Annotated in this window: 22 protein-coding genes; 12 read left to right on the top strand and 10 right to left on the bottom strand. The window is 38.9% G+C overall.

From position 1 onward, the window contains the following. Position 1 precedes the first annotated feature (1 nt). The 6 genes from NST93_RS12475 to NST93_RS12450 all read left to right on the top strand — a co-directional run bounded on the left by NST93_RS12475 (position 2) and on the right by NST93_RS12450 (position 5,106). Positions 2-925 (top strand): peptidoglycan DD-metalloendopeptidase family protein, encoded by a 924-nt coding sequence (locus NST93_RS12475; RefSeq protein WP_405097496.1) that lies wholly within the window; start codon positions 2-4, stop codon positions 923-925. A 482-nt stretch (positions 926-1,407) separates the two neighbouring features. Then, positions 1,408-1,668 (top strand): sporulation transcriptional regulator SpoIIID, encoded by a 261-nt coding sequence (gene spoIIID / locus NST93_RS12470; protein ID WP_206270397.1) that lies wholly within the window; start codon positions 1,408-1,410, stop codon positions 1,666-1,668. Between the two features lie 249 nt (positions 1,669-1,917). Next, complete coding sequence (locus NST93_RS12465; RefSeq protein ID WP_405097494.1) at positions 1,918-2,919, top strand: rod shape-determining protein; 1,002 nt, start codon at positions 1,918-1,920, stop codon at positions 2,917-2,919. Between the two features lie 89 nt (positions 2,920-3,008). Further along, entirely contained in the window at positions 3,009-3,812 is an 804-nt protein-coding gene (locus NST93_RS12460; RefSeq protein ID WP_405097492.1) for a flagellar hook-basal body protein, read from the top strand. Positions 3,813-3,929: 117 nt separating this feature from the next. After that, complete coding sequence (locus NST93_RS12455; protein WP_405097490.1) at positions 3,930-4,763, top strand: flagellar hook-basal body protein; 834 nt, start codon at positions 3,930-3,932, stop codon at positions 4,761-4,763. Positions 4,764-4,776: 13 nt separating this feature from the next. Beyond that, positions 4,777-5,106 carry a DNA-directed RNA polymerase subunit beta gene (locus NST93_RS12450; protein WP_405097488.1) on the top strand — a complete coding sequence of 110 codons (330 nt, stop codon included), beginning with the start codon at positions 4,777-4,779 and terminating at the stop codon, positions 5,104-5,106. 72 nt (positions 5,107-5,178) lie between these two features. Here the strand turns inward: NST93_RS12450 and NST93_RS12445 are convergent, their stop codons facing one another. Beyond that, a complete protein-coding gene (locus NST93_RS12445; RefSeq protein ID WP_405097486.1) occupies positions 5,179-5,325 on the bottom strand; it encodes a lmo0937 family membrane protein in 147 nt (48 codons plus the stop codon). Between the two features lie 237 nt (positions 5,326-5,562). On the opposite strand from NST93_RS12445, the gene fabZ reads away from it, so the two are divergent. The 3 genes from fabZ to NST93_RS12430 all read left to right on the top strand — a co-directional run bounded on the left by fabZ (position 5,563) and on the right by NST93_RS12430 (position 6,667). After that, on the top strand, positions 5,563-5,982 hold the full coding sequence (gene fabZ, locus NST93_RS12440) for a 3-hydroxyacyl-ACP dehydratase FabZ (protein WP_405097484.1): 420 nt from the start codon (positions 5,563-5,565) through the stop codon (positions 5,980-5,982). 100 nt (positions 5,983-6,082) lie between these two features. Continuing rightward, a complete protein-coding gene (locus tag NST93_RS12435) occupies positions 6,083-6,358 on the top strand; it encodes a hypothetical protein (protein ID WP_405097482.1) in 276 nt (91 codons plus the stop codon). Between the two features lie 171 nt (positions 6,359-6,529). After that, positions 6,530-6,667, top strand: coding sequence for a hypothetical protein (locus NST93_RS12430; RefSeq protein WP_405097480.1), 138 nt, complete (start codon positions 6,530-6,532; stop codon positions 6,665-6,667). A 156-nt stretch (positions 6,668-6,823) separates the two neighbouring features. Here NST93_RS12430 and NST93_RS12425 read toward each other — a convergent pair whose 3' ends face one another. The 7 genes from NST93_RS12425 to NST93_RS12395 form a co-directional block, all read right to left on the bottom strand. Further along, a complete protein-coding gene (locus tag NST93_RS12425; RefSeq protein ID WP_405097478.1) occupies positions 6,824-7,294 on the bottom strand; it encodes a hypothetical protein in 471 nt (156 codons plus the stop codon). A 17-nt stretch (positions 7,295-7,311) separates the two neighbouring features. Then, a complete protein-coding gene (locus tag NST93_RS12420; protein WP_405097476.1) occupies positions 7,312-8,037 on the bottom strand; it encodes a trypsin-like serine peptidase in 726 nt (241 codons plus the stop codon). Between the two features lie 910 nt (positions 8,038-8,947). Beyond that, positions 8,948-9,571, bottom strand: a complete 624-nt coding sequence (locus tag NST93_RS12415; protein WP_405097474.1) for a cyclase family protein — start codon at positions 9,569-9,571, stop codon at positions 8,948-8,950. Between the two features lie 22 nt (positions 9,572-9,593). Then, complete coding sequence (gene zwf / locus NST93_RS12410; RefSeq protein WP_405097472.1) at positions 9,594-11,069, bottom strand: glucose-6-phosphate dehydrogenase; 1,476 nt, start codon at positions 11,067-11,069, stop codon at positions 9,594-9,596. 87 nt (positions 11,070-11,156) lie between these two features. Then, positions 11,157-11,594, bottom strand: coding sequence for a threonine/serine exporter family protein (locus NST93_RS12405; protein ID WP_405097470.1), 438 nt, complete (start codon positions 11,592-11,594; stop codon positions 11,157-11,159). A gap of 11 nt (positions 11,595-11,605) precedes the next feature. Further along, positions 11,606-12,349: a threonine/serine exporter family protein gene (locus NST93_RS12400; protein ID WP_405097468.1), complete on the bottom strand. Its 744-nt coding sequence runs from the start codon at positions 12,347-12,349 to the stop codon at positions 11,606-11,608. A 912-nt stretch (positions 12,350-13,261) separates the two neighbouring features. Further along, positions 13,262-13,666 carry a hypothetical protein gene (locus NST93_RS12395; protein WP_405097466.1) on the bottom strand — a complete coding sequence of 135 codons (405 nt, stop codon included), beginning with the start codon at positions 13,664-13,666 and terminating at the stop codon, positions 13,262-13,264. Positions 13,667-13,865: 199 nt separating this feature from the next. Between NST93_RS12395 and NST93_RS12390 the strand changes: the two genes are divergently transcribed. The 3 genes from NST93_RS12390 (at position 13,866) to NST93_RS12380 (ending at position 19,878) form a co-directional block, all read left to right on the top strand. Continuing rightward, complete coding sequence (locus NST93_RS12390) at positions 13,866-14,960, top strand: glycosyltransferase family 4 protein (protein WP_405097464.1); 1,095 nt, start codon at positions 13,866-13,868, stop codon at positions 14,958-14,960. A 234-nt stretch (positions 14,961-15,194) separates the two neighbouring features. Beyond that, on the top strand, positions 15,195-18,992 hold the full coding sequence (locus NST93_RS12385; RefSeq protein ID WP_405097462.1) for a S8 family serine peptidase: 3,798 nt from the start codon (positions 15,195-15,197) through the stop codon (positions 18,990-18,992). Positions 18,993-19,140: 148 nt separating this feature from the next. Further along, positions 19,141-19,878, top strand: a complete 738-nt coding sequence (locus NST93_RS12380) for a glycerophosphodiester phosphodiesterase (protein ID WP_405097460.1) — start codon at positions 19,141-19,143, stop codon at positions 19,876-19,878. A gap of 292 nt (positions 19,879-20,170) precedes the next feature. On the opposite strand, the gene NST93_RS12375 is transcribed toward NST93_RS12380, so the two are convergent. Together NST93_RS12375 and NST93_RS12370 are read right to left on the bottom strand one after the other, a co-directional pair. Next, a complete protein-coding gene (locus tag NST93_RS12375) occupies positions 20,171-20,896 on the bottom strand; it encodes a GntR family transcriptional regulator (RefSeq protein WP_405097458.1) in 726 nt (241 codons plus the stop codon). Between the two features lie 143 nt (positions 20,897-21,039). Beyond that, positions 21,040-22,353, bottom strand: coding sequence for a nucleotide sugar dehydrogenase (locus NST93_RS12370; RefSeq protein ID WP_405097456.1), 1,314 nt, complete (start codon positions 22,351-22,353; stop codon positions 21,040-21,042). Positions 22,354-22,643 lie beyond the last annotated feature (290 nt).

The following is a 22,643-nucleotide window of genomic DNA, read 5'->3' as shown; positions in this document are numbered from 1 at the left end:
AATGAATGAGGAAAACAAATTCGGTCCAAAAAAGAGCTGGACACGTATTTTCCGAAAGAAATGGTTTTTCCCTAGTCTTTATTTGATGCTTGCAGCGCTTTTATTGTCAGCTGTCGTTTGGTACCAAAATAGTGGTGATGAACAGACAGAAACAGTTAAAGAAGGAACACAGCAATCCGAAGATTATAATCCGATTGCGACAGATGGTGACGCAGTTCCAGTAATGGAGCATCAGGAATTAATCCTGCTGCCAGTATTGGACATGGATGAAGCAGAAATTGTAACGAAATTTTTTGATTATAACGCAGACGAAGCAGAAAAGGCAAATGCTCTAATCCATTACAACAATCGTTATTATCAAAGCACAGGTATTGACATTGCAAGCTCCAATGCAGAAAGCTTTGACGTCGTTGCAGCAATAAGCGGTACAGTAAAAGAAGTGAAGAAGGACCCAATCATGGGAAATGTTGTAACAATCAGCCATGAAAATGATGTGACAACATATTATGCAAGTCTTGATGAAGTATCCGTTAAGCAAGATGCAAAGATTAAACAAGGCGATGTAATTGGTACAGCAGGGAAGAATATCTTCGGCAAGGACAAAGGAATTCATGTTCACTTTGAACTGCGAAAAGCCGATGAAATTATGAACCCGGAAGAATACTTTAATCAGCCTGTAGCAAATCTTTATGAATCTGCTGAAGAAGTAACGGATGATGCAATAAATGAGACGGAAGCAGATGAAGCAACAGATGAAGCGGAAGAAGTAACCGAACCAGAAAGTGCACCTGAAGATGGAGCGGAAGAAGACGCTGATCTTGAAGAAGAAGCAGACACAGATGCAGATGCAGATCCAGATCTTGAAGAAAGCACAGATACAGATGCAGATGAGGATACGACAGAAGAACCAGAATCAGAAGAATAAAAATAAAAGACATCCCGGCAAATAAAAGCCGGGATGTTTTTTTGTTCTTTTTGCATGATTACAACGTAAAGTGACGATAGAATCCATGTTGCTTTGTTTTTATTCGATAAGAGAATCACTGATTTTATTTGACTATTTAAAAAATACTTCTTGTCCGTAAAGAAAAGCTGTTTGATTTTAATCATAAACGTGCCTGGCTTGTAATAAAATGTTACAAACCAACCAAGAATTTAGCACTGAGGTGAAAGAAGTGAAAGCTAATTTTCTTATTCCATGCAATCTGCAGAAAATACATAATCCAGCATCATGTGTATTTGCAGGCTGTGAGATGCATATTGCCTTTTAACACCTAGTCCTACTTGGCAGCTAAGCAAGCATAGCTGCTTTCCTGCTGCATAACTGCAACTAAGACGGTCACAGGAAAATTTGGCGGTCCTAGTTTTCTATACACCTCAGAACGATCAGCTTAGGAGGCGACCGGTGTGCATGATTACATCAAAGAAAGAGCAATCAGAATTGGACAGCATGTGATTGAATCGAGAAAGACAGTTCGCAAAATCGCCAAGGAATTTGGTGTTTCTAAAAGTACCGTGCATAAGGACCTGACTGAAAGACTGCCAGAAATCAACCCCGAACTCGCAGCCCAAGTTAAAGAAATCCTCGAATATCACAAAGCAATCAGACATCTTAGAGGAGGTGAAGCAACCAGGTTAAAATATAAAAAGGAAGTAAAGGTTGACTAACTGTGAAACAGGCTACCATTCCTCAGGATAGTAGCCGATTTTTTATTTCTGCCCGAGTATCTCAGGTATTTGAACGCTGAGAAGCATTCATTTCATGCGGTTCCCTATTTTTCGACAAATATACTTAAAATTTATTAAATAATTTTCATATTAATGCAGTTAAATATGGAAATATGTGATAAAATATTATATTAGTAGCATTGTGTCGAAATTGCAATGTAAGATAGCTTTTTAGGAGGACCTAGATAGATGTTTTCTAGAGATATTGGAATTGACCTTGGAACTGCCAACGTTTTAATTCATGTTAAAGGTAAAGGAATCGTATTAAATGAACCAGCTGTCGTAGCGATGGACAGGAATACAGGAAAAGTATTGGAAGTTGGAGAAGCAGCCCGCAAAATGGTCGGAAGAACGCCTGGAAATATTGAAGCGATCCGTCCTTTAAAAGATGGGGTTATTGCTGATTTTGACGTTACTGAAGCGATGTTAAAGCATTTTATAAATAAAATCAATGTAAAAGGTCTTTTCACAAAACCGAGAATGTTGATTTGCTGCCCTACCAACATTACGAAGGTAGAACAGAAAGCAATTAAAGAAGCTGCTGAAAAATCAGGCGGCAAAAAAGTATATCTTGAGGAAGAACCGAAAGTTGCTGCAATCGGAGCAGGCATGGAGATTTACCAGCCAAGCGGAAATATGGTTGTAGACATCGGCGGCGGAACAACAGACGTTGCTGTACTTTCAATGGGTGGCATTGTAACCTCTGAGTCCATTAAAATGGCAGGGGATAATTTTGATGCAGAAATTCTTCAATATATTAAAAAGAAATACAAATTATTAATTGGTGAAAGAACAGCAGAAGAGATTAAAATTAATGTTGCAACTGTATTTAAAGATGGCCGCAGTGAAGAATTAGAAATCCGCGGACGTGATATGGTGAGTGGATTGCCTCGTACAATCACAGTTTACTCTAATGAAATTGAAGAAGCGTTAAGAGAATCTGTTTTCCTTATTGTACAAGCTGCTAAAGCAGTTCTTGAAAAAACTCCACCTGAATTATCAGCAGATATTATTGATCGCGGTGTTATTTTAACTGGCGGCGGTGCATTGATTCATGGTATGGATCAATTGCTTGCAGAAGAACTTAAAGTTCCGGTATTTATTGCGGAAGAGCCAATGAGCTGTGTTGCTAAAGGTACAGGAATTATGCTGGAAAACATTGATAAAATAGAACGTAAAAAAATTAGCTGATAAAACAGTCACAAAGCGCGAGTGGAGATTTCCAATCAGACTTTTTGAATGACTGAGAAGAAACCCCAACACTAAAGGAGGAGACGCACATGTTACGAGGATTCTATGCAGCGGCAAGTGGAATGAAGACACAGCAGCGTTATCAGGAATCGCTGGGAAATAATATTGCGAACATGAATACACCAGGTTATAAAGCGGACCAGGCAACGATTCGTTCTTTTCCGGAGCTGCTCATCCAAGCACAAGGAAAAAAATCGCTGCCAACAACAAGAAGTCTGAATATCCCGATTCACCAGCAGATAGGATCGCTTAATACTGGAGTTTATGTGCAGGAAACCCTGCCAAACTTTAGTCAAGGGGATGTTAGGCAAACGAATATCTCAACTGACTTGGCATTAGTACAAGGGACACTTCCTGATGAAACAGGAGGACTGTTTTTCAGTGTACAGAATGATGCAGGAGAGGTAGGACTTACAAGAAACGGGAATTTCACTGTCGATGGACAAGGAAATCTTGTGACGAATGAAGGGTATTATGTACTTGATCAAGCGGGAAATCCAATTCAAACAGGCGGCCTGGACTTTACAGTTACAGCTGATGGCGTTCTGCAGACAGCTGGACAGAACACAGCTTTAGGCATTGTTTATGCAGAAGATGTGAACAGCCTGATAAAAGATGACGCGAACCTGTTCAGCGGTGAAGCTGCTGCTGTTCCTGCTGGTACAGAATATACGGTACAGCAAGGATTTCTTGAGAGCTCAAATGTTGATGCTGCATCGACAATGACAGAGATGATGAATGCATATCGTATGTTTGAAATGAATCAGCGGGTATTACGTGCATATGATGAAAGCTTAGGAAAAGCAGTCACAGAAGTCGGACGACTGGGCTAGAGATTTATGCGCCCGAATAAGACGCAAGCTTTCTAAACTAGAACAACAACAAGACAAGGCATTTACGCAGCCAGCGTTTAAATGCTTTCGTTTTACAGATAAACTGGAGGGTTTAGCATGTCACGAACAATGATCCAAGCAGCAGTTACAATGAATCAACTGCAGAACAAGCTTGATTTGATTGGACATAATATGGCGAACAGCCAAACAGCAGGCTATAAAGCAAGGAAATCAGAGTTTTCTTCGCTTTTATTCCAAAATATTAATAATCTAAATGCGCAGGAAAATGAGGAAAATCGTCTTTCCCCAGCAGGTGTGCGTATTGGTACTGGAGCAAGACTTGGAGCAACGAACAATGACTTTTCAATTGGTTCGTTAAACCAGACAGACCGGACACTTGATGTTGCGCTAATGAATGAAAATCATTTCTTCCAGATTCAGACGGTGGAAAATGGAGTTGCTGAAACGCGTTATTCAAGAGATGGAAGTTTCTATCTTAATCCAGTAAATAATAACCAAGCAGTTATGCTGACTACAGGAGATGGCAACCCAGTCCTTGGACAAAATGGACCGATTACCATTCCAAATGGTTTTGATAACATTATGATTAATGATGGTGGTCAAATCATCGTTGAGCGGGGGAATCAGCGAGAGGTTGCAGGTGAAATTGCTGTCGTTCAGGTGAACCGGCCGCAAGTTTTAGAATCAGCGGGACAGAATATGTTCCGGCTGCCTGATCTGAACGCATTTAATATTAATTTCGGTGATGTGATTCAACCGCTTGGTGCTCAAAACAATTTAGTGCAGAGCGGCATGTTAGAGCAATCGAATGTGGATATTGCGGAGCAGATGTCCGATTTATTAATGGCACAGCGGGCATATCAATTTAATGCAAGTACGATTTCAACTAGCGATCAGATGCTGGGATTAATTAATCAGCTGAGAAGTTAAGGAGTAAGTAGCTATGGCAACGAAGCAATCAGATAAAGCACGTACAGAGGAAAGAAAAAAAGAAAACGCCCAAAGTCGTGCAAAAGAAAAAGCATGGAAGCGTTCTGCCAATGCGGAGGAAAAAAGTGAAAAAACACGAAAAGATAAACGAACAGGCATCAAAGCCAGAGTGCGGACTTTTCCGATTTGGCTCCGTCTGATTATTATCGGCATCCTTTCTGTTGCGGCATTAACGGCAGGCTTAATGATTGGCTATGGTGTAATCGGCGACGGGACTCCAACAGATGCACTAAAAGTTGAGACATGGCAGCATATTATCGATATTGTAGTGAAAGAAAAATAAAGCAATTTAAAAGCACGTCATCCTCTGATTAAAAGGTAATGACGTGCTTTTGAAATTTTACTTATGCTGCATTCACCCAACGTTTCTACCTGTAACCAGACGGAAAATCAGCACAATTAAAGCAATTACAAGTAAAATATGGACGAGTCCGCCGCCAACATCAAATGCAAATCCAAGACCCCATAATATTAACAGGATGACAAATATTGTCCAAATCATATTGTTTCCTCCTTTTTAAAATCCATTTAAATAATTGAAAACAGGTAACCTGTATATGGTACATTACCTTTTTTCTACTTGTATGAAACATCTAAACTGATATAATGACGAAGAATAGTCTTTTTCTCACAGTTTTATTATGTGAAAAAAGAGGATATATTAATCGGATTCTAGCAATGGAAACTATTGGCACTGCAAGGTTTTTCAGTTAGAAGAGCAATAAAAAGGAGAATGTATATGAACTCAGAAGAAATCAAAGCAATTATTCCGCATCGTTATCCATTTTTATTAGTTGATAAAATTATTGAAATTGACGAAGCAAAACGTGCAGTCGGCTTGAAAAACGTTTCAATCAATGAACCATTTTTCCAAGGGCATTTTCCGGATTATCCTGTCATGCCTGGTGTCTTAATTGTGGAAGCAATGGCGCAGGTTGGAGCAATTGCGGTATTGAATATGGAAGAAAATAAGGGGAAAATCGGATTTCTTGCTGGGCTTGATAAATGCCGTTTCAAACGACAAGTAAAACCTGGCGACCAGCTGCGTCTCGAAGTGGAAATTACCCGTATGAAAGGCCCAATCGGCAAAGGGAAAGGCCGAGCGACGGTTGATGGTGAACTGGCTTGTGAGGCGGAAATTACTTTTGCTATTCAATAATCGGATATAGATCATGTTTTTCATCATAAAAGAAGTATGGCCTTCAATAAATTGGTTAAGCTAATCAAGAATAACTACCAAGCAAAGGAGGCATACAAATATGATGAATAAATGGCTTTTGCGCCTTGGTTCATCCGTCCTTGCACTAACCCTGATTACTGGTTGCGCAACAGATGATAATAATGATGAAGATATGGAACCGATTGAAGAAGGTCCATTAAATCAAGAAGAAAATAATCAGGATGACAATCAGGACATGCTGGACGATGGGAATCAAGATGACCAAGACATGATGGATGATAATAATCAAGATGATAGGAATGGTCAGAACGAAGACGATATGAATAAAGACGAGAAGAATAACGAAGATCGTTAAAGGTACGATGTTATTCATTGAGTAAAAGAATACTAACGCACAACCTTGAATCATTCGAGTCAATCAAAATGGTTTTAGGCATTGAAAAGATGCTTAAAACCATTTTTGCGTATAATCATATTTCGTCTGAGTAAACGGTATACTAAATGGTCGTTGTCGGATGATAAAACAATGATAACATTTACTAATCCGAACCTTGCAATTTACGATGAATTTGAATTTTCATCATGCGATGATGATACAATCAGTATTATTAATCCAGCGAGTGAATGGCGGGCTGCGAACTTTTTCCAAATAACAAAGAAATAAATTGCTTTACTAATGATTGGATTGGTAATAAAACAAACAAAAGAAAACCATGTTCCTACACCCCGCGGACATGGTCTTCTTTTGTTTTTAGTAGGAAAAGGCAGATTGAACTCAATGCTTTCACAATTTTATTAAGAAGTGTAATTACCAAAACTTTTATTTTGGAAATCTAGGATGTAGTATTTCAACACTTCCAACTTCTTGAATAGACATAGGATATGATTCTTCAATAGGAGATTTTACAATTAAAGTAATATAATCACCATTTTCCAGTTTTATATCGGTGTTTGGCATCGAATAAAGATTTAAACCAATCGAATCAAAATACGTTTCATATTCTTCAGGGTCATTATCATCATTATCTCTGGTAACTGCAAACATATCGTAATAATAATTTTGAAAATGAATATCCATGTTATAAAAGTAATCTTTTTCGAACGCGCTATCTTTTTTCTCTCTCTGATCAAGAAAGCCGAAGTAATAATAGCCAGATAATCTGAATTCAATTTCTTCTTTTTTTACCTCTTCATTCACTTCTTTATTTACGGGATTTTTTAATATGTGTTGTTGATAGAGAAAAAATATTATTATTATAGCTAGTAATAAAAATACAGTTAGCTTTTTCATTTAAAAAAACTCCTGTTTTATTGTTTTATGAAAAGTATGTTAATGGAATTTAAAGCAGCTGCATAATTTTTTGAGGGACTACCTGAAGAATGAACACCGATAATTTTATGTGTGTTAACATCCAATACAGGAGTTCCACTTTGTCCACCAGAAGTGTCAATCGTATAAGTTAACATACCATTATTTAAACTAGCCCTTCCAGTCATTTGATACTGATCAAGTAGATTATCAGCACTTCCTGCCTTCTTAGGATAACCTCCGACTCTTACAGTTCTTGAAGCAGCACTTTCTAAATCTAAAGTACCCGCTCCTGCAGACAAGTTATCCTGCATTGTAATAACGCCAATGTCACTAGCTATACCACGACTATTCACATATTCACTTGGTATTTTAATGGCAGTTGCGCTAGTATAATCATCGTAAATCCCATTTCTCATACCCTTAAATATAGCAATTCCTAAAGCATAACCTCTAACATAATCTTCATTAGGATTGTCAGGGTTATACTCATGATTTCCTTTATGCATACAATGTGCAGCAGTTAACACTTTTGCGCGGCGCAAGTTATTTTCAAAAAATGCCCCTGAACATCTGAAAACTTTTAATTCATTATTAGTATTGAAATATATAGATTCTAGATATACTGTTTGCTGATGTGGTGTAACATTAATATTAGAAACTTTAGTCCGGTTATCGGCTCCTATAACTGCCGATGGAGAAACAATTTTAGAACCTTCTTCCACATTATCTTCCACAATTGTTACTTTAGAAGCCTTATAATATGGATTATGTTTATTCCATTTTTCCAGGTATTGTTCCTCGGTTAATACTGTGTTACTTTCAGATAAAAAGGATAAATCAACATCTGCCCCTTCAATAGTGTTACCAAATATTTCATCATTTTTTTAAACTGAATCTGAATAAATTGGTACTTCATGTATGGTTAAAGAACCTGCATTTCCAACCATAGGAACAGACAATAAAAATAAAGTAGCTAGTAAAATAACCTTTAATTGTGCTTTCAAATAAATCGCCTCTTTTTCGGAAAAGTAGCTTTCAAAACAAAAATAAATCATTTAAAACTTAACTACAAGCTGAATATTTTATATGCTGATTTTATTCCCCCCTTTTACTAACTCTCTTATAATAAACACACTTTAACAGTACCATGTTTTTAATGTGTGTCAATACTCTGTAAATTTGTTCAATTTAATTTTTTACACATTTTTACTAACCTACTTGCGTATTTCCTATGTTTAGACATTTTGTTATGGGAGAGAAGGGGAATAGACTGAAAGCTATCTTCTATTTATATACATGTATAGGCATGAGATAATAGATTATGGAGGAATGTGATCATGCTATTTACATTCATAAAACCTATGTTGCTTACAATGGGAAGCGGAGTAATGGACACTAAAACATGATGATAGAACCGAATCGTCCAAGAATACCTCATTCTTGAGGTGACTGTTCTAAGTGGGCCGGGGAGTCTGCATACATTCAAGCTGCCTCATGTTGATCATTTATCTTGTGTTCTGCTCATTAGAGAAGACTAGCTAAAAGTGTAATTAGATGTGGTCTATAGAAAGATTTAAGAAAAAAAGATATGCTCCCTAAAAAGCAGGAGCATATCTTTTAACTGCAGAATGATTACTTAACATCGATGCCTTCAAATAATAGTACACGTGCTGGAGCAGCGTCTGTACCTTGAATTCTCAATGGAGCAGCTACCATGAAATATTCGCCTTCAGCAACGTCAGCTAAACGCAAACCTTCCATAACAATAACCTTTTCTTTGAAAAGCGTTCGGTGTGTTGGATGGCCAGGCTGTGCACGCTCAATACCCAAACCATCAACCCCAACCCCCTTGATGCCAATTTCAGCAAGATGAACTGCCGCATCCTCGGCAACAAAGATAAATTCAAAGTTAAATTCATCATCAAAGGAATTCTTCGTTTTAAATATAACGAAATCATCACGTTCAATCGGCAAATCTTGAATATCTTTCAAGCTGATCCGGTCTTCTGCCTGTGACAGGTCAAAAACCTTCACCTTGCCTACAAGGTCCTCAATCGCAATTGTTTCCATTGTATCGCCATCATTGATCATGTGAAGCGGTGAATCAACATGTGTTCCAGTGTGCAAGTCCAGTGAAACCCTTGTTTCGGTAACATGTTCATTTGTTACAGTATTTAACTTTGGCTGTTTCTCCGGTTTGTTTTTATAAACAGGCATTCCTTCAAAAATTGGTGCGGTAACATCATATAATTTCAATTTGTTTCCTCCTCAAAATATATTAGACTTCCCACCAGTGGAAGCCGTTTTGCTGCAGCAGCTGACTCGATTTCTCTGGTCCCATGGAACCTGCGTCGTAATTCGGGAAATTAGGAAGCTCTTCTTTCCATACATTTAAGATGGAATCAATAAACTTCCAGGATAAAGCAACCTCATCCCAATGTGTAAAGTTCGTAGCATCTCCAATCATGCAATCATATAACAGTTTTTCATAGGCCTCTGGCGTGTTTATGGAATGAATTGCATTCTGGTTATAGCTTAGCTCAATCGGCTCAGCTAACGCCTCTGAACCCGCTTTTTTCGCATTTAAATACAAAGCAATTCCTTCGTCAGGCTGAATATGAATAACCAGCAGATTTGGATGGCGTTCTCGCTCGCTCTTAAAGTATAAATTCATAGGAATATCTTTGAATTCAATTACAATTTTTGTTTCTTTTGCTTTCATGCGCTTTCCTGTGCGGATATAGAATGGGACACCTGCCCAGCGGTAATTATCGATGAAAAGCTTACCAGCGACAAATGTCTCTGTATTGGAAAAGACCAAGTCCTCCGATTCGTTGCGATAACCTACCACAGATTCACCTTTAATTTCGCCGCTGCCATACTGGCCACGAACGAAATGCTCGTGTACTTCATTCGGATTCAACTGTCTTAAAGCGCGCAGCACTTTAATTTTCTCAGAGCGAATTTCATCGGTTGTAAGCTTAATTGGCGGCTCCATTGCAAGGAGTGCAACCATTTGCAGCATATGGTTCTGGACCATATCACGAATGGCGCCAGAATCATCATAATAACGCGAGCGGTCTTCCACACCCAATGTTTCACTTGAAGTGATTTGGATATTGGAGATAAAACGGTTATTCCATAGATGCTCAAAAATCCCATTAGCAAAACGAATCACTTCAATATTTTGCACCATCTGCTTGCCAAGGTAATGATCGATACGGAAAATTTCATCCTCATCAAAGGCAGCACGTATCTTGCTGTTTAATTCTTTCGCGGAAGCGAGATCATGTCCAAAAGGCTTTTCAATAATAAGTCTTGTCCAGCCGGATGTTTCTTTTAGGCCATGTTCCTTTAATTTATTGGCAATTTGTCCAAAGAACTCTGGTGCCATTGCCAGGTAAAATAAACGATTACCTGCTGTGTCATATTGATCTTCAAGCTCATGAACGAGCTTTTCCATATCAATATATGCTTGATCCTTCGTTACATCAAAGGAATGATAATGGAAATGGGAAGCAAATTGCTCGAGATCGTCTGCATCCTCAAAGGCATGCTGGACAGATTCCGCAACATTCTCACGGAAGACTTCATTTGTCCATTGTCTTCTTGCCAAGCCAACAACAGCAAAGTCCTGGCTGATTGTCCCATTATTAACGAGGCGATATATGGAAGGGTATAGCTTCCTTTTTGCTAAATCCCCTGTTGCTCCAAAAATCAGGATTAGTACTTTTGGTTTTGTTTGTTCACTCATTCGGCTTCCCTCGCTTTTATCAGATACATTTAGTTTAAACAAAAATTATAATTTATCAAAAGAAACGGACTTAAAATTACTATTTCTTTATCTTTTAAATGATAACTTATTGGAGATTTGTTTGACAACCTCCGAAAACATAAGGCCGAGTGCAATTCCCCCTGCTAAAAAAACTACCTGTGCAGACAGTTCCACTGCAGTTGCATAATCATTTTCCACGAAATGCCGCATTGCATTATACGCCATCCCTCCAGGTACGAGCGGAATAATTCCCGATATATTAAAGATAATAATTGGCACTTTATATATTTTTGAACAGGTATAGCTGAGAATGGATACAAGGATTGCTGCTAAAATCGTTGCAGGTACAACATCCATGATGTCCTGGCTGAGGAAGTAATAAAAAATCCAGCCTGACATGCCGACAAACCCGCATTGCAAGAGGGATTTTACGGGTGCTCCGAAAAGCACTCCAAACCCGCTTGAGGCAATGAAACTCGTAACTAGCTGTGCGATAATCGACAAAAAAATCCCTCCTATACAAAGGTGAAAATAAGTGAAACTCCAGCCCCGATTGCCAAGGCTGTCAATGTCGCCTCAATCCCTTTGGAAATGCCGGAAAGCAAGTGTCCTGCCATTAAATCACGTATGGCATTCGTAATGTGGAGTCCGGGGACAAGCGGCATCACACCGCCAATAATTACTTTATCCATTTCCAAGCCAAAACCATTGTCAACGAGTAAATACGCACTGACTCCAATAAAGAAGGCGCCGATAAACTCAGCAAGAAAACGAATCTCCAATAGCCGGTCCATGCCAAGCATCACTGCAAAGCCAACACCCCCAGCAATCAATGCAGGCAGGAAATCAATCCATTTTCCCTGGAACATAATTGTAAAGCAGCCACTTGCAAGGGCAGCAGCTAAAACCTGCAGCCAGGGAGCATAAATGGCTTGTTTATTCTCTACTTCTTTCAAGCACTGATAGGCGTCCTCCAGCTGAAGCTCTCCTCCCGTTATTTGCCGTGAGATTTCATTAACCTCATGGATTTTATGTAAATTGGTTGGCCGCTTCGTAATCCGCAGAAAATTATTAATCTCTGTCATCCCAGCGGAGAAATTAATCCCTGTAGGTGTCGCGTAGCTCTGAGCATCCTTCAGCCCGTAGGAATGTGCAATCCGATTCATTGTGTCCTCAACGCGATGGGTTTCTGCACCGCTCATCAGCATTATTTTACCTGCAATCATACAGACCTTTTCAACAGTAGCTTTATCCGACATAACCTCACCTGCCTTCATATACATCAAGATACATATAATCTAAATTATATGATGAATCATGGATGAATGAAAGGGAGAAGCATGACAAGGAATACCAAAATGAAATAGGGATGGGACATAACGAATACCACCCAATTAAAAGATGAACATTAGAGAATAGAAAGCTCTTCATGTTAACTTTTAATTGTTGATAAAAACTGCCGCTAATTTTAATTCAGAGTAACTCCGTTTTCTGGACAGATGGTGTTTTTATAGACATTTTTATCGCTTATCGAGCCGTTACTGTCTTATAGAAGTGTTCTAATAGCCAGTTTTATCGCTTATCCAGTCGTTACTGTCTTATAGAGGTGTTCTAATAGCCAGTTTCACCGCTTATCCAGCCGTTACTGTCTTATAGAGGTATTCTAATAGCCAGTTTCACCGCTTATCTTGCTGTTACTGTCTTATAGAGGCGTTCTAATAGACAGTTTTATAGCTTATCTAGCTGTTACCGTCTTATAGAGGTGTTCTAATAGCCAGTTTCACCGCTTATCTAGCTGTTACTGTCTTATAGAGAGATTCTAATAGACAGTTTTATCGCCTATCCAGCCGGTACTGTCTTATAGAGGTGTTCTAATAGACAGTTTCACGACTTATTTTGCTCCCACAGGCTTATAGAAGAGTTCTCATCACCCGTTACAGAACAATCCTAATTTTTTCGGGCAGATAGAAAGCTTGTCAAAGCCAATTTTTCGGATTCCGGTTTTATTTTGTCTAAGAGCAACCTTATTAATAACGATTCTTCAACTTTCCTGTATTTTTAGGGGGAAGTTATTCCGAATTAAAGTAGTCCGAACTTAATTTAAAATCCGAACGAAATGAAGGTATCGTTCGGATTTAAATAAATTATATTTCTTTTGTCTTAAGCTCATTTCACTGGACGGAAAGAAATAAAAATACGAGTGCAGCGATAGGTATTGCATTAGCCATCGCGATGGCGATAAACGAAAAAGTATCCACTATGTTCTTGCTGTCTTCTGGTACACCGACAGAACGCTGCAGCATGATAAAGAAAACTGCAAACGCCATCAGCATTATAATTAGAATTGCCGGAAAATAAATGTCTTCCATTGAACCTGCAGTCTCTTGATTTATAAGTCCTAAAACAAGGAGTATAATTGGCAGCGTTTCACTGATGGCAGCCCCAATGAAAAAGTTAGTTTGTGCCTTAGGTGCCTGCTCAGGATCAGCTTTAATTTTTTCCACGTTCGACTTAAAAACAAACGTAATCCCAAATACAGCAATTGCTGCAGCTGCAACATAAATATATAATCCCATAAACAACCTCCTCCTATCACCCCTTATCATAACAAAGTGAAACAATCAGGGACAGAGACTAAATGTCCTGTTTTATTCTTCATTATCCCAGTAAATTTTGATTATAGTTGCTATAATATGGTTTGATTCGTTATAATTTAGTCGACTCATTATAGAACTTTGACAGATTTTAATTCATCATGATAATTAGGAGAATAATATGTTTAACTTTGTCGATATATCAATCGCGTTTATGATAGCTTTAGTTTCATCTTTTTTATTAACCTATCCGGTAAAGCGGTTTGCCGTTTGGGTCGGCGCGGTCGATTTTCCGAACTACCGCAAAATACATAAGGAAGTTACCCCGAGACTGGGTGGCATTGCAATCTTCTTAGGTGCCTTGCTGGGAGGCTTATATTTATTCCCTAAGCACGAGCATATGCCAGAGATTTTCTTTGGTGCGCTTGTCATTCTGATTACAGGTGCAATGGATGATCGCTTTGACATTAAGCCAGTCGTAAAAATGAGTGGACAGCTTATCGCTGCATCATTTTTAGTATCATCCGGGCTGATTATTGAACGCATCACGATTCCGTTTATCGGTATGATTGATCTTGGGTTTTTCAGTGTACTTATAACCGTTCTTTGGGTTGTTGGGATAACCAATGCGATCAACCTGATTGATGGATTGGATGGACTTGCTACAGGAATTACGACGATTGCTTTAATTAGTATTTTTATTATGGCAGTTATTGATGGCCAACTTATTGCTGCATATTTAAGTATTGTCCTGATTGGATCGAATCTAGGATTTCTCTACCATAATTTCTATCCAGCAAAAATTTATATGGGAGATACCGGTTCGAACCTTCTCGGTTATATGGTTGCAGCGATTTCCATGCTTGGCTTATTTAAAAACGTTGCCTTCTTCAGTTTTATCGTGCCTATCATCGTTTTAGCGATTCCGATTTTTGATACGATAGTTTCGATTGTCAGAAGAGCATATAATAAGGAAAATATCATGGCAGCAGATAATAAGCATATCCATTATCAGCTGCTTAACGCAGGCTACAGTCATCGGAAAACAGTTCTGATTATGTACGTCTTTGGAGCTGTGTTCGGCGGGCTGGCAATTCTATTTTCAACCGTTGGCGCAAAGTACTCCGTCGTCGTTACGATTTTTGTTCTATTTTTCCTCCATATCTTCTCTGAACTTGCGGGGATTGTACTTGGTGGAAAACGTCCAATCATCGACAGACTTCGAAAAATGAAATGGAAATTTTATAAAAAGCGGGACAGCAGGGACAGAACCTGACTGTCCTGCTTTTTTACTGCACGTATTTTATCTCCTCAAGCCCCACTGCGCTCTCTAAAATCAGAAAATAACAAACCTTCTTACTAAGACTTTATACTCTAGTGCAAAGTTTGATAATTCTTTAAAATTACTTTATCAGAATTTTTGGAAGGATGTGAGGTTTTATAGGGAATGCTGGTCGCAGATTCATTCGAATTTTAGCTTTTTAAATTTTAAATTTATAGGGGGAAAAGCATGGGGAAAAAGGTATCCATTTTATTTGTTGCGTTTTTATTAGTTTTTAGTAATTTTACGTATGCCAGTGCAATGGTGAGGGACCTTCCTGCACAGGCGAAACAGAAATCCAATATTGTATCTGAAACAGAAACATTTAAAGAAACAATCGATCCGGAAAAAGAAGTCCGTGTCATTGTTGAAATCGAGGATAAAGCCCCGATTGAGGTAGCAACAATGCGTGGGATGAAATATGACACCCTCGCTGAAACAGAGAAAAACAAGCTGGAAAACGCAGCAATCGCTAAGCAAAAAGCAGTAAAAAGTGACATGGAAGCGAAAAATATCGAAAAGACAGAACTTCAGGAATTTACAACTGTTGTAAATGGATTTAGTGTGGAAGTAAAGCATGGAGATATTGAAAAGATAGCAGATCTTCCAGATGTAAAAGCAGTACACATTGTAAATGAATATAAACGCCCTGAAGCAACACCTGACATGGTTTACAGTAAAGAGCTGGTCGAAGCGCAGCAAGCTTGGCGCGATTATGGTTTCAAAGGGGAAGGCATGGTAGTTGGCGTCATCGATACAGGAATTGATCCAGCACACCGTGACATGATACTTACAGATAATGAAACTGGTGAACTGACAGAGGACTTTGTAAGTGAAAAGATAGAGTCAGAGAATTTGCCTGGACAATATTACACAGAAAAGGTTCCATATGGCTATAACTATATGGATGAAAATGATGAAATCAGAGAGGTGCACAAAAAAGCAAGTTACCATGGAATGCACGTAGCTGGAACAGTAGGTGCAAATGGTGATGAAGCAGATGGCGGCATTGCAGGGATTGCGCCGGAAGCACAGCTTTTAGCATTAAAAGTTTTCGGAAATGATCCGGATATGCAATCAACATTTGGTGATATCTATATTAAAGCAATTGATGATGCCATCAAACTTGGTGCAGATGTACTAAACATGAGTTTAGGAAGCGGTGCAGGTTTTGTCAGTGAGGATTCACCAGAACAGCAAGCTGTAACCCGTGCTGTAAATAATGGTGTGCTTATGTCAATTTCTGCAGGTAACTCTGCATTATTTGGAGATGGCCATTTCTATCCATATGCATCCAACCCAGATTATGGGGTGAGTGGATCACCAGGTGTTGCCTATGATTCTCTTCAAGTTGCATCCTATGAAAATACCTTTATGGATGTCGATGGATTAGAATATTCTATTGATGGAGAAACAGGGACAGCTGCATTCCTGTCCGCAGGAGACACACATCCTAATGCGGTTGATCAAAAGGAGTTTGAAATCGTTGAAGCAGGTCTTGGTTATCCAGAAGACTTCGAAGATATAGATGTTGAAGGCAAGTACGCACTAATCCAGCGCGGCGGCAATCCATTTACAGAAAAAGCATTAAATGCGCAAGATAATGGTGCAGCTGGTGTAATTATTTATAACAATACGGATGGAATTGTGAATATGCAATCAGAACCAGAAATCACAATCCCGTATCTATTTATGTTGAAGAGCCATGGAGATTTACTTGTTCAAGCATTACAAGATGGACAAGAAGTCACAATTGCTTTTAATGGGGAAAAAACAAAGATGGATAATCCGGACGCAGGCAAGATGAGTGACTTCAGCTCATGGGGCTTAACACCTAACCTGGACTTCAAGCCCGAAATTACAGCACCAGGCGGCCAAATCTTATCTACAATAAATGACAATCAATATGGCGTGAAGAGTGGCACTTCAATGGCTGCTCCGCATGTAGCCGGTGGTGGCGCCCTTGTATTAGAGCGGGTAGATAATGAATTTGGTTATGAAAATGCGGATCGTGTGAATTTGGCTGAAAACCTGATGATGAACACATCCACACAAATTGAATTTGATGGTGCGCTTGTTTCACCACGTCGCCAAGGAGCAGGAATGATGCAGCTTCATGCAGCACTTTCGACTCCAGCAGTCGTGACAGAAACACAAACAAATGAAGCAAAGGTAGCATTAAAGGAAATTGCTGAAGATGTAATTACGTTCGAATTAACAGCAGAAAACTATACAGATGAAGCAGTCACATATGAAGCGAGTGCAAATGTCCAAACAGATACACCTGTAGATGGTGGTGGTGTGCTCGTTACTGCACCGAATTTATTTGGCGCATTTGATCTTGGCGAATTAGCTACAGTGAATGGGGAGCAGGTAAGCACGATTGAAGTGCCGGCAAATAGCACAACATCGCTTACAGTATCCATTGATGTAAGTTCAGTTGATGCTGATTTGAAAGAGATCTATACAAATGGGTATTGGTTAGAAGGATTTGTTACGTTAACCGATCCGGCGGATAATAACCCAGACTTAACTGTTCCATATGTTGGATTTAAAGGCAGCTGGGATGATGCACCAATTTTTGATGAACCGCTTTGGGATGAATTGTCTTATTATGGGATGACAGGTGTTGTAACAAGTAATGGAGAAGGAAGCTATGGATTCCTTGGTGAAGATTTAGCTACAGGAGATATTGATCCTGAAAAGATTGCATTTTCACCAAATGGTGATGGTGTACAGGATGATTCCTTAATCATACTCTCCTTCCTGCGCAATGCGAAGGATGCCAGTTTCCAAGTGCTTGATGAAAATCAAAAAGTAATCCGCACAATCAGAAAGGAATCCTTCCTGAGAAAAGATTACTATGATGGTGGACGAGCAACTTCCTACAACTTAGCAGGAAATCGGGCATGGGATGGAAAAGTGAATGGCAAGCCTGCTGCAGAAGGACAATACTACTTACAGGTTGAAGCAGTAATCGATTATCCAGGCGCAGAAGCGCAAACACTGACATTGCCAGTTATCCTGGATACAACGGAGCCAGAAGTAAATGCAACAATTGATACAGATGAAAACCTAATTGCCGTTGAATTTGATGACTTTGATGGAAGTGGTGTCTCTTACTGGGATATCCATGTAGATGGTGAATCTATTCTAGAGGAGCCGCTTGTAAATAGTGAAAGTGAGTATGAGTTAAATACTTCTGTTGATTTAGATGAGCAGGTCGTTACAGTAGTCGCAGTGGACTATGCAGGTAATGCTGCTGAGGAAGAAGTGGAATTAGTGGAAAAAGACACTACTGCACCAGACTTACGTGTAGCAACACCAGAAATGCTTGGTGTAGAAACAGCGAAAACAGTTGAAATCACAGGATATGCAACAGATGAATCAGGAATCAGTGAAATAACTGTTGATGGTGAAGCGGCAGAGCTTGCCTATGACGAAGAAACGGATCGTTATAACTTTACATTTACAGTGAAACATAAAAAAGATGGCTACTATATAAACAAGATTAAAGCAGTGGACAATGCAGGCAATGAAACTGAATTCAGCCGCAGATACTTTGTCGATAGTAGCCCTGCAAGCTTAACTGCAAAAGTGAAAGAAGAAAAGACAACAGAAGATACGGTTAAGGTGAGAACCCTTATAAAAGATGAATTCGATCAAATTGATGTGTTCATTAATGGAGACCACGTATTTAATAACGAACTAACGCAGCCATATGGCGTTAAGAAGTTCAGTGGGAAAAAGGAATTTGAACTTGCACTAGATGAAGGTGAAAACGTATTTGAAATTAAAGTAGTGGACTTGGGCGGACATGAAACAATTGAATATGTAACCGTCGAAAAGCTGCAAGAAGACAAACCAGGTCAACCTGAGACACCGGAAAAACCAGAAAAGCCTGGCTTCTCTTTCCACGATATCTTTAATAAAGTGACCACTATTTTGACAGGCATATTCAATAAACTTTGGGCCATATTTGGTTAATAGAATGGGGCAGCAGAGATAGACTCTGCTGCCTCATTTTTAATTTTTACAAACAATTTATTGCTGCTTAACATAGTCTTCACATTATCCGGGTATACTAAAAATATAGCAGATAATCGATTTGTCTTCTCGAAGAAAGGAGCATGAAATGAGAATACGTGGAGTTGCCGAACGCGGGTATCCGATACAGTTTCCGGAAAACACCTTATCTTCTTTTCAAGCTGCAATCGATTTAGCTTTTACACATATGAAACTCGAGGTTCACTTGACGAAAGACCGAATTCCCGTTGTTATGCAGGATGCAACATTGGACCGCATGACAAATGGCTGCGGTGAAATCAGGGACTGTACTTTTGAAGAACTTCAGCGCTTCACAATCAATCATGATGAAAGAATACCTGCATTAGAAGAAGTGCTCGAGCTTGCCAAAGGAAAAATTAAACTCGGCATAGAAATCAAACAGACCGGATTTTATAATGGCCTTGAGGAAAAAGTGTACCAAGTGATCCAAAAGGCAGGCTGTATGTCTGATGTCTATATCCTGTCCCGCAATCATTATTCACTAGCCAGATTCCGGATTCTCTCAAAGGAAATTGAACTGGGTCTGCTTACCGATGAAATAAACGCTGCAGATATCCAGCTCTTAAGCGAATTAAAAGCTGCCTACTATGCAGTAAAGTTTGATTTTAACACGATGAAAAAGCTTGATGTAAAGCATCTGGAGAAAATGGGTGTTCAACTTATTGTCTGGACAGTGAATACGATTGAGAAAATGAAATTCATGCATAAATACCCGCAAGCTCTCGTCTCCACAGCAGAGCTGGAAAAGTACCAAGCTATTTCCTATCCAGAAACAATTATAAACTGGCAGAAAGTAGGGATTTAAATGAAAAAGAAAGTAATGTATCTCGTATTTCCGATCTTATTTGCAACAGCGTACATAAAGCTGCGACCTCCAGAGAAATACGTAAGAATTGCCTAATCCTAAAATTTTGAATACCCTCCATCGTCTGTGTTCTACCCCCTCACAGATGGTGGAGGTTTTTATGTGGATCTGCAGGCTGTTCCTGCTGGGGCGGTGAAGTAAATAGTTGCCCCAAAATAAGCGCCCGCTTCGGAGTGGAAATTACCTATCTGGATATGGAAACCGCTAACCTTCCAGTCAAAACCTTACCCGCCTATTTTGCATTTTTTCGCGATAATTTAATTTTAAAAGAGTACATATCTGCTCGGTAAATCGCCTGTTCATATTCTACAAATCTCTCATTGATATCAAATAGTTTTCTGTTTGTGAACAGTACACTGGATTGAGGCTCTAATTCAAGCAGGTCCTCATCTTGTTTTATCGGTTTACCAGCCTTGATTACCTGTTCAGCTTCAAATGTATGGATACCTAATTCAGTCTCCAGAAGATCATACAATGTCTCTTTATTCAAATCGTATGTATTTATTCTTTCGCCAAGTGAAATCGGGTAGTAATGATTCTCAATCCCTATTGGTATGTAGTTTGCATAGCGCAATCGTTTAAAGTGGAAAGCTTTATCTAATCCGGTTTCCTGTTTTAATTCAGGAGATAGTTCAATGACTTCTGAACGCAGAAGCTTTGCACCGGAAGACATTCCCATTCTCTCAATTGTTTCAGTAGTGCTGCTCAAGCTGCCAAGCCAGTCATCGATTGGTTTCAGAGCAATAAATGTTCCTCTGCCAGCACGCTTAACAAGAATTCCACTCTCAACAAGCTCTCCTACAGCTTGTCTGACAGTACTGCGACTTACATGATATTCATCCATTATTTCTCTTTCGCTAGGTATCTTCGTTTTAAACATGCCCTTTATAATTTTCTCTTCTATCTTTTCTTTAAGCTGAAGGTACAATGGAATCGAATTATTGTAGTCTAGTGGCATATGGACTCCCCTTTGATGTTAGAAAATATAAGTATAGAATATCATACGTGCAGTTTTTAATGTAAAGATTGTGTGATAAATTAAAAATCTTCCTCACAAAAAAAGAGAACCCAAAATCTTAAAGGCTCTCTCTTTGCTTTCTATTAAAGACTCCAGTACTGGAATCCTTTTGCTTCACATGCTTTTCTGTCCAATATACTCTTAATATCAATCAGAACTTTCTTATCGTTTTTATACAGCCTGTCAAGTTTCTCCAGCAGCCCTGTATCAATAATCTGTTTATGCGGCACGGCTAAAATGATGCAGTCTAAGTCTTTCAAGTCCTCTTTGGCTGCTAATTGGATATTAAATTCCTGATAAACTTCTTCCGACTCGGCCACAGGATCGTAAACGATAGGTGCAATGCCGTATTCTTTGAGCTCTTCAATCACATCAACGACCTTCGTATTCCGGACGTCAGAAACATTTTCTTTGAAAGTAAGCCCAAGCACCGCGACACGAGCATTCTCAATTTCTTGTTTAGCCTTAATCATTTGTTTGATGACACTTGCGCCAACATATTTCCCCATATCATCATTCACTTTTCTTCCAGAAAGAATGATTTGAGAATGGTAGCCAAGCTGTTCGGCTTTATAAGTGAAGTAATATGGATCAACTCCAATACAGTGTCCCCCAACTAAACCAGGTGTGAACTGCAGGAAATTCCATTTTGTTGATGCTGCTTCAAGAACAGCTTTCGTATCAATGTCCATTCTGTCAAATACCATGGAAAGCTCATTCATAAATGCAATATTAATATCTCTTTGTGAGTTTTCGATTACCTTAGCGGCTTCAGCAACTTTGATGGATTCAGCATCAAAAACACCTGCCTCAATAATCGAGCCGTATACAGCCGAAATTTCTTTTAATGCTACTTCATCAGAACCAGAAACAACCTTCGTGATTTTCGTTAATGTATTTACTTTATCACCTGGGTTAATTCGTTCGGGAGAATAGCCGACTTTAAAGTCCTCACCATATTTTAAACCAGATACTTCTTCTAAAATTGGAATACAGATTTCTTCTGTTGTTCCAGGATAAACAGTTGATTCATAAACAACAATAGATCCCTTTGTTAGATTCTCAGCAACTGTTTTACTGGCACTTGTAACAGGAGCAAGATTCGGTGTTTTATCGATATTAATTGGAGTTGGTACAGCGATAATGTGAAACTTGCATTCCTTGATGGCTTCAGGATTATCTGTAAAAGTCATTGTTGTCTTTTGAACCGCTTCATCTCCTGCTTCATCCGTAACATCAACACCATTTCTGTACATATTTAATTTTTCTTTATTTAGATCATAGCCAATGACATTATACTTTTTTGCAAACTCAACAGCTAATGGCAGACCGACATAGCCTAAGCCAATGACTGAGATTTTCTCTTCTTTTGCTTGCAGTTTTTCAAATAAGTTCATGTTATTTACCTTCCTTATCTGGTTAGTATTGTTCATTCATTGAGATACTACATTTATTGCCAAATACTATACTTGGTACACATAAAAGAAAGTTTGTTCACCAATTCACAAACTGAGGCGTTAAAAAACATACATATTCTGTATGTGTAAATTATTATACAATCTGCCACTGACAAATGCAATAGCTGCCTGCTGAAGTTTGATAGGCATTTACATTATGTTAAACTAAAGAGTGGATATAAAGGGAAAGACCTGTCATTAAAGGAAGTAAAGTGAATGAAACAACAAGA

It is taken from the genome of Oceanobacillus sp. FSL H7-0719 (assembly GCF_045040795.1).
Classification (GTDB): Bacteria; Bacillota; Bacilli; order Bacillales; family Amphibacillaceae; genus Oceanobacillus.
Note: the sequence above shows the minus strand (reverse complement) of the source record. Positions and strands in the feature narration are given on the sequence as shown.

What these genes read in the sequence shown, in the direction of transcription:
- NST93_RS12445 (WP_405097486.1), bottom strand. Translation starts at nt 5,325, where the DNA reads ATGATTTGGACAATATTTGTCATCCTGTTAATATTATGGGGTCTTGGA.
- NST93_RS12455 (WP_405097490.1), top strand. Translation starts at nt 3,930, where the DNA reads ATGTCACGAACAATGATCCAAGCAGCAGTTACAATGAATCAACTGCAG.
- fabZ (WP_405097484.1), top strand. Translation starts at nt 5,563, where the DNA reads ATGAACTCAGAAGAAATCAAAGCAATTATTCCGCATCGTTATCCATTT.
- NST93_RS12400 (WP_405097468.1), bottom strand. Translation starts at nt 12,349, where the DNA reads ATGTCGGATAAAGCTACTGTTGAAAAGGTCTGTATGATTGCAGGTAAA.
- NST93_RS12375 (WP_405097458.1), bottom strand. Translation starts at nt 20,896, where the DNA reads ATGCCACTAGACTACAATAATTCGATTCCATTGTACCTTCAGCTTAAA.
- NST93_RS12390 (WP_405097464.1), top strand. Translation starts at nt 13,866, where the DNA reads ATGTTTAACTTTGTCGATATATCAATCGCGTTTATGATAGCTTTAGTT.
- NST93_RS12465 (WP_405097494.1), top strand. Translation starts at nt 1,918, where the DNA reads ATGTTTTCTAGAGATATTGGAATTGACCTTGGAACTGCCAACGTTTTA.
- NST93_RS12450 (WP_405097488.1), top strand. Translation starts at nt 4,777, where the DNA reads ATGGCAACGAAGCAATCAGATAAAGCACGTACAGAGGAAAGAAAAAAA.
- NST93_RS12475 (WP_405097496.1), top strand. Translation starts at nt 2, where the DNA reads ATGAATGAGGAAAACAAATTCGGTCCAAAAAAGAGCTGGACACGTATT.
- NST93_RS12435 (WP_405097482.1), top strand. Translation starts at nt 6,083, where the DNA reads ATGATGAATAAATGGCTTTTGCGCCTTGGTTCATCCGTCCTTGCACTA.
- NST93_RS12380 (WP_405097460.1), top strand. Translation starts at nt 19,141, where the DNA reads ATGAGAATACGTGGAGTTGCCGAACGCGGGTATCCGATACAGTTTCCG.
- NST93_RS12425 (WP_405097478.1), bottom strand. Translation starts at nt 7,294, where the DNA reads ATGAAAAAGCTAACTGTATTTTTATTACTAGCTATAATAATAATATTT.
- NST93_RS12460 (WP_405097492.1), top strand. Translation starts at nt 3,009, where the DNA reads ATGTTACGAGGATTCTATGCAGCGGCAAGTGGAATGAAGACACAGCAG.
- zwf (WP_405097472.1), bottom strand. Translation starts at nt 11,069, where the DNA reads ATGAGTGAACAAACAAAACCAAAAGTACTAATCCTGATTTTTGGAGCA.
- NST93_RS12430 (WP_405097480.1), top strand. Translation starts at nt 6,530, where the DNA reads ATGATAACATTTACTAATCCGAACCTTGCAATTTACGATGAATTTGAA.
- NST93_RS12370 (WP_405097456.1), bottom strand. Translation starts at nt 22,353, where the DNA reads ATGAACTTATTTGAAAAACTGCAAGCAAAAGAAGAGAAAATCTCAGTC.
- NST93_RS12395 (WP_405097466.1), bottom strand. Translation starts at nt 13,666, where the DNA reads ATGGGATTATATATTTATGTTGCAGCTGCAGCAATTGCTGTATTTGGG.
- NST93_RS12385 (WP_405097462.1), top strand. Translation starts at nt 15,195, where the DNA reads ATGGGGAAAAAGGTATCCATTTTATTTGTTGCGTTTTTATTAGTTTTT.